The organism is Streptomyces sp. WELS2, from assembly GCF_013870595.1.
Classification (GTDB): domain Bacteria; phylum Actinomycetota; class Actinomycetes; order Streptomycetales; family Streptomycetaceae; genus Streptomyces.
On sequence record NZ_JACBWZ010000585.1, the window covers coordinates 1 to 4,077 of the forward strand.

The window sequence follows — 4,077 nt, forward strand, 5'->3', positions numbered from 1 at the left end:
GGCGGCGGGGGCGGACTGCTGCTGGTCCACGACGAGCGGCTGCTCGGTCTGCTCGACACCTGGCTGACCGGGGTGCCGGCGGACGCCTTCACCGACGTACTCCCCCTGCTGCGGCGCACTTTCGCGGCGTACGAGCCGGGGGTGCGCAGAACCCTCGGCGAACTGGTCCGGCGCGGCCCCGGCGACCGTCCGGGCGGTGCCGTTCAGGCGGCCGTGGTCCCCGGCTTCGCCGCCGAACCGGACACCGCGCGCGCCGACGCCGTGCTGCCCGTGGTGCGGCTGCTGCTCGGCCTGGCGGCGGACGACGGCACGGACGCGACGGGGACGACGGACACGACAGATCACGAGAGCCTCGCGGGGGTGGGCACATGACGGGCACGACGGCCGGACACGCATCGGTACCGGCATCGGCACCGGTACCGGCACCGGCGGCCGACCCCACGCGGGAGCGGCTGCGGCGCTGGCGGCTGGTGCTCGGCGGGGACCAGGCCGACGGCACCGGACACACGCTGTCCGGCCGGGACGCGGCGATGGACGGCGCACTGGCCGCGCTCTACGGCAAGGGCGACAAGGCGCAGGCCGGGCGGGACCGTTCGGCCGGGCTCGGTGCCTCGGCGCCGTCCGTGGCGCGCTGGCTCGGGGACATCCGCGACTACTTCCCGTCCTCCGTCGTCCAGGTCATGCAGCGCGACGCCATCGACCGGCTCGGTCTGGCCTCCCTGCTGCTGGAGCCGGAGATGCTCGAGGCGGTGGAGCCCGACGTGCACCTGGTCGGCACGCTGCTCTCGCTGCACAAGGCGATGCCGGAGACGACCCGGGAGACGGCCCGCGCGGTGGTGCGCAAGGTGGTCGAGGAGCTGGAGAAGCGGCTCGCCACCCGCACCCGGGCCACCCTCACCGGCGCCCTGGACCGCAGCGCGCGCGTCCGGCGCCCGCGCCACCACGACATCGACTGGAACCGCACCATCGCGGCGAACCTCAAGCACTACCTGCCGGAGTACCGCACGGTCGTACCCGAGCGGCTGATCGGCTACGGGCGGGCCGCGCGATCGGTGAAGAAGGAGGTCGTGCTCTGCATCGACCAGTCCGGGTCGATGGCGGCGTCCGTGGTGTACGCGTCGGTGTTCGGCGCGGTCCTCGCCTCCATGCGGTCGATCAGCACCCGGCTCGTCGTCTTCGACACGGCGGTCGTCGACCTCACCGACCAGCTGGACGACCCGGTCGACGTGCTCTTCGGCACCCAGCTCGGCGGCGGTACGGACATCAACCGGGCGCTCGCCTACTGCCAGGAGCGGATCACCCGGCCGGCCGAGACCGTGGTCGTGCTGATCAGCGACCTGTACGAGGGCGGCATCCGCGACGAGATGCTCAAGCGGGTCGCCGCGATGAAGGCGTCCGGGGTGCAGTTCGTGGCGCTGCTCGCGCTGTCGGACGAGGGCGCGCCCGCGTACGACCGGGAGCACGCGGCGGCGCTCGCCGCGCTCGGCGCACCGGCGTTCGCCTGCACCCCCGACCTGTTCCCCGAGGTGATGGCGGCGGCCCTGGAGAAACGCCCGCTGCCCCTCCCCGATCCGGCCTGACCTCGAACGACCGCCTTCCGCCCGAGCCGTCCGGAGCCGCGCGTGTCACCGGGCCCGTCCCCGCCCGGTGAGCCCGCGCAGAGCCGATCAGAACCGAGCAGAGTCGACCAGAGCCGCGCACACCACCCGCCGGGCACGCAACCGCACCCATATGACGGCACCCCGTGCCAGTGAACGCGGCATCATGTGACAGGTATCACCGCGCGTGTGTGACCCTCGATTTAGGGAGCCCCCGCAACCGGCGATAACCTGCGAGACGGACATGCCGCGCGCTCGGACACCGTGTGCGCCTCCCTTGTGACAAGCGGACGTCACGTTGCCCTTCGCGGCACGCCCACGCATCCAACGAACCGCGAGATCACTGATAGGGACGGAAGCGCGTGGACCTGTTCGAGTACCAGGCGAGGGACCTCTTCGCCAAGCACGATGTACCGGTGCTGGCCGGTGAAGTCATCGACACGCCTGAGGCGGCGCGCGAGATCACCGAGCGGCTCGGCGGCAAGTCCGTCGTCAAGGCGCAGGTGAAGGTCGGTGGCCGCGGTAAGGCCGGTGGCGTGAAGCTGGCCGCCACTCCGGACGAGGCCGTCGCCCGTGCGACGGACATCCTCGGCATGGACATCAAGGGCCACACGGTCCACAAGGTCATGATCGCCGAGACCGCCCCGGAGATCCTCGAGGAGTACTACGTCTCCTTCCTCCTCGACCGCGCCAACCGCACCTTCCTCTCCATCGCGTCCGTCGAGGGCGGCATGGAGATCGAGGAGGTGGCGGCCACCCGCCCCGAGGCCGTCGCCAAGATCGCGATCGACGCCATCGACGGTGTGGACGAGGCCAAGGCCCGCGAGATCGTCGAGGCCGCCAAGTTCCCGGCCGAGGTCGCGGACAAGGTCGCGAACGTCCTGGTCAAGCTGTGGGACACCTTCATCAAGTCGGACGCCCTCCTGGTCGAGGTCAACCCGCTGGCCAAGGTCGCCTCCGGTGAGGTCATCGCCCTCGACGGCAAGGTGTCGCTGGACGACAACGCCGAGTTCCGCCACGACTGGGACGAGCTCCACGACAAGGCCGCCGCCAACCCGCTCGAGGCGGCTGCCAAGGAGAAGGGCCTCAACTACGTCAAGCTGGACGGCGAGGTCGGCATCATCGGCAACGGCGCCGGTCTCGTCATGAGCACCCTGGACGTCGTCGCGTACGCCGGTGAGAAGCACGGCGGCGTCAAGCCCGCCAACTTCCTGGACATCGGCGGCGGCGCCTCCGCCCAGGTGATGGCCAACGGCCTGGAGATCATCCTGGGCGACCCGGACGTGAAGTCCGTCTTCGTGAACGTCTTCGGCGGCATCACCGCCTGCGACGAGGTCGCCAACGGCATCGTGCAGGCCCTGAAGCTCCTGGAGGACCGCGGCGAGAAGGTCGAGAAGCCGCTCGTCGTCCGTCTCGACGGCAACAACGCCGAACTGGGCCGGAAGATCCTCACGGACGCCAACCACCCGCTGGTGCAGCGCGTCGACACCATGGACGGCGCGGCCGACAAGGCCGCCGAGCTGGCCGCCGCCAAGTAAGTACGAGGACGAGGACTCAAACCACCATGGCTATCTGGCTCAACAAGGACAGCAAGGTCATCGTCCAGGGCATGACCGGCGCCACCGGCATGAAGCACACCAAGCTCATGCTCGGTGACGGCACGAACGTCGTGGGCGGCGTGAACCCGCGCAAGGCGGGTCAGACCGTGGACTTCGACGGCACCGAGGTACCCGTCTTCGGCACCGTCAAGGAGGCCATCGAGGCCACCGGCGCCAACGTCTCCGTCATCTTCGTGCCGGAGAAGTTCACCAAGGACGCGGTCGTCGAGGCCATCGACGCCGAGATCCCGCTGGCCGTCGTCATCACCGAGGGCATCGCCGTGCACGACACGGCCGCGTTCTGGGCGTACGCCGGCAAGAAGGGCAACAAGACCCGCATCATCGGCCCGAACTGCCCCGGCATCATCACCCCGGGCCAGTCGAACGTCGGCATCATCCCGGGCGACATCACCAAGCCGGGCCGCATCGGCCTGGTGTCGAAGTCCGGCACGCTGACGTACCAGATGATGTACGAGCTGCGGGACATCGGCTTCACCACCGCCGTCGGCATCGGTGGCGACCCGATCATCGGCACCACGCACATCGACGCCCTGGCCGCGTTCCAGGACGACCCCGAGACCGACCTCATCGTGATGATCGGTGAGATCGGCGGCGACGCCGAGGAGCGTGCCGCGGCGTTCATCAAGGAGAACGTGACGAAGCCGGTCGTCGGTTACGTCGCGGGCTTCACCGCGCCGGAGGGCAAGACCATGGGTCACGCCGGCGCCATCGTCTCCGGCTCCTCCGGCACCGCACAGGCCAAGAAGGAGGCCCTGGAGGCCGCCGGCGTCAAGGTCGGCAAGACCCCGACCGAGACGGCGAAGCTGGCCCGGGAGATCCTCTCGGCCTGACCGGCCCCGGTCGCTCGTCGGCAGGCCCGC

Annotated in this window: 4 protein-coding genes; all 4 read left to right on the plus strand. The window is 70.3% G+C overall.

Annotated features, from left to right (window positions below; all coding sequences use genetic code 11):
- On the plus strand, window positions 1-372 hold a 372-nt coding region (locus H5J33_RS26130), incomplete at its 5' end, for a DUF5682 family protein (RefSeq protein WP_258565408.1).
- On the plus strand, window positions 369-1,580 hold the full coding sequence (locus H5J33_RS26135; RefSeq protein ID WP_258565409.1) for a VWA domain-containing protein: 1,212 nt from the start codon (window positions 369-371) through the stop codon (window positions 1,578-1,580). The genes H5J33_RS26130 and H5J33_RS26135, both read left to right, overlap by 4 nt.
- Before the next feature lie 380 nt (window positions 1,581-1,960).
- Entirely contained in the window at window positions 1,961-3,136 is a 1,176-nt protein-coding gene (gene sucC, locus H5J33_RS26140; protein WP_030789386.1) for an ADP-forming succinate--CoA ligase subunit beta, read from the plus strand.
- A 26-nt stretch (window positions 3,137-3,162) separates the two neighbouring features.
- The gene (gene sucD, locus H5J33_RS26145; protein ID WP_030600937.1) at window positions 3,163-4,047 is read left to right on the plus strand and encodes a succinate--CoA ligase subunit alpha; all 885 of its coding nucleotides are present in this window, start codon (window positions 3,163-3,165) and stop codon (window positions 4,045-4,047) included.
- Window positions 4,048-4,077: the final 30 nt, after the last annotated feature.

Excerpts from the sequence above, each read along its gene's own strand:
- H5J33_RS26135 (WP_258565409.1), top strand. The coding sequence starts at position 369 with ATGACGGGCACGACGGCCGGACACGCATCGGTACCGGCATCGGCACCG.
- sucD (WP_030600937.1), top strand. The coding sequence starts at position 3,163 with ATGGCTATCTGGCTCAACAAGGACAGCAAGGTCATCGTCCAGGGCATG.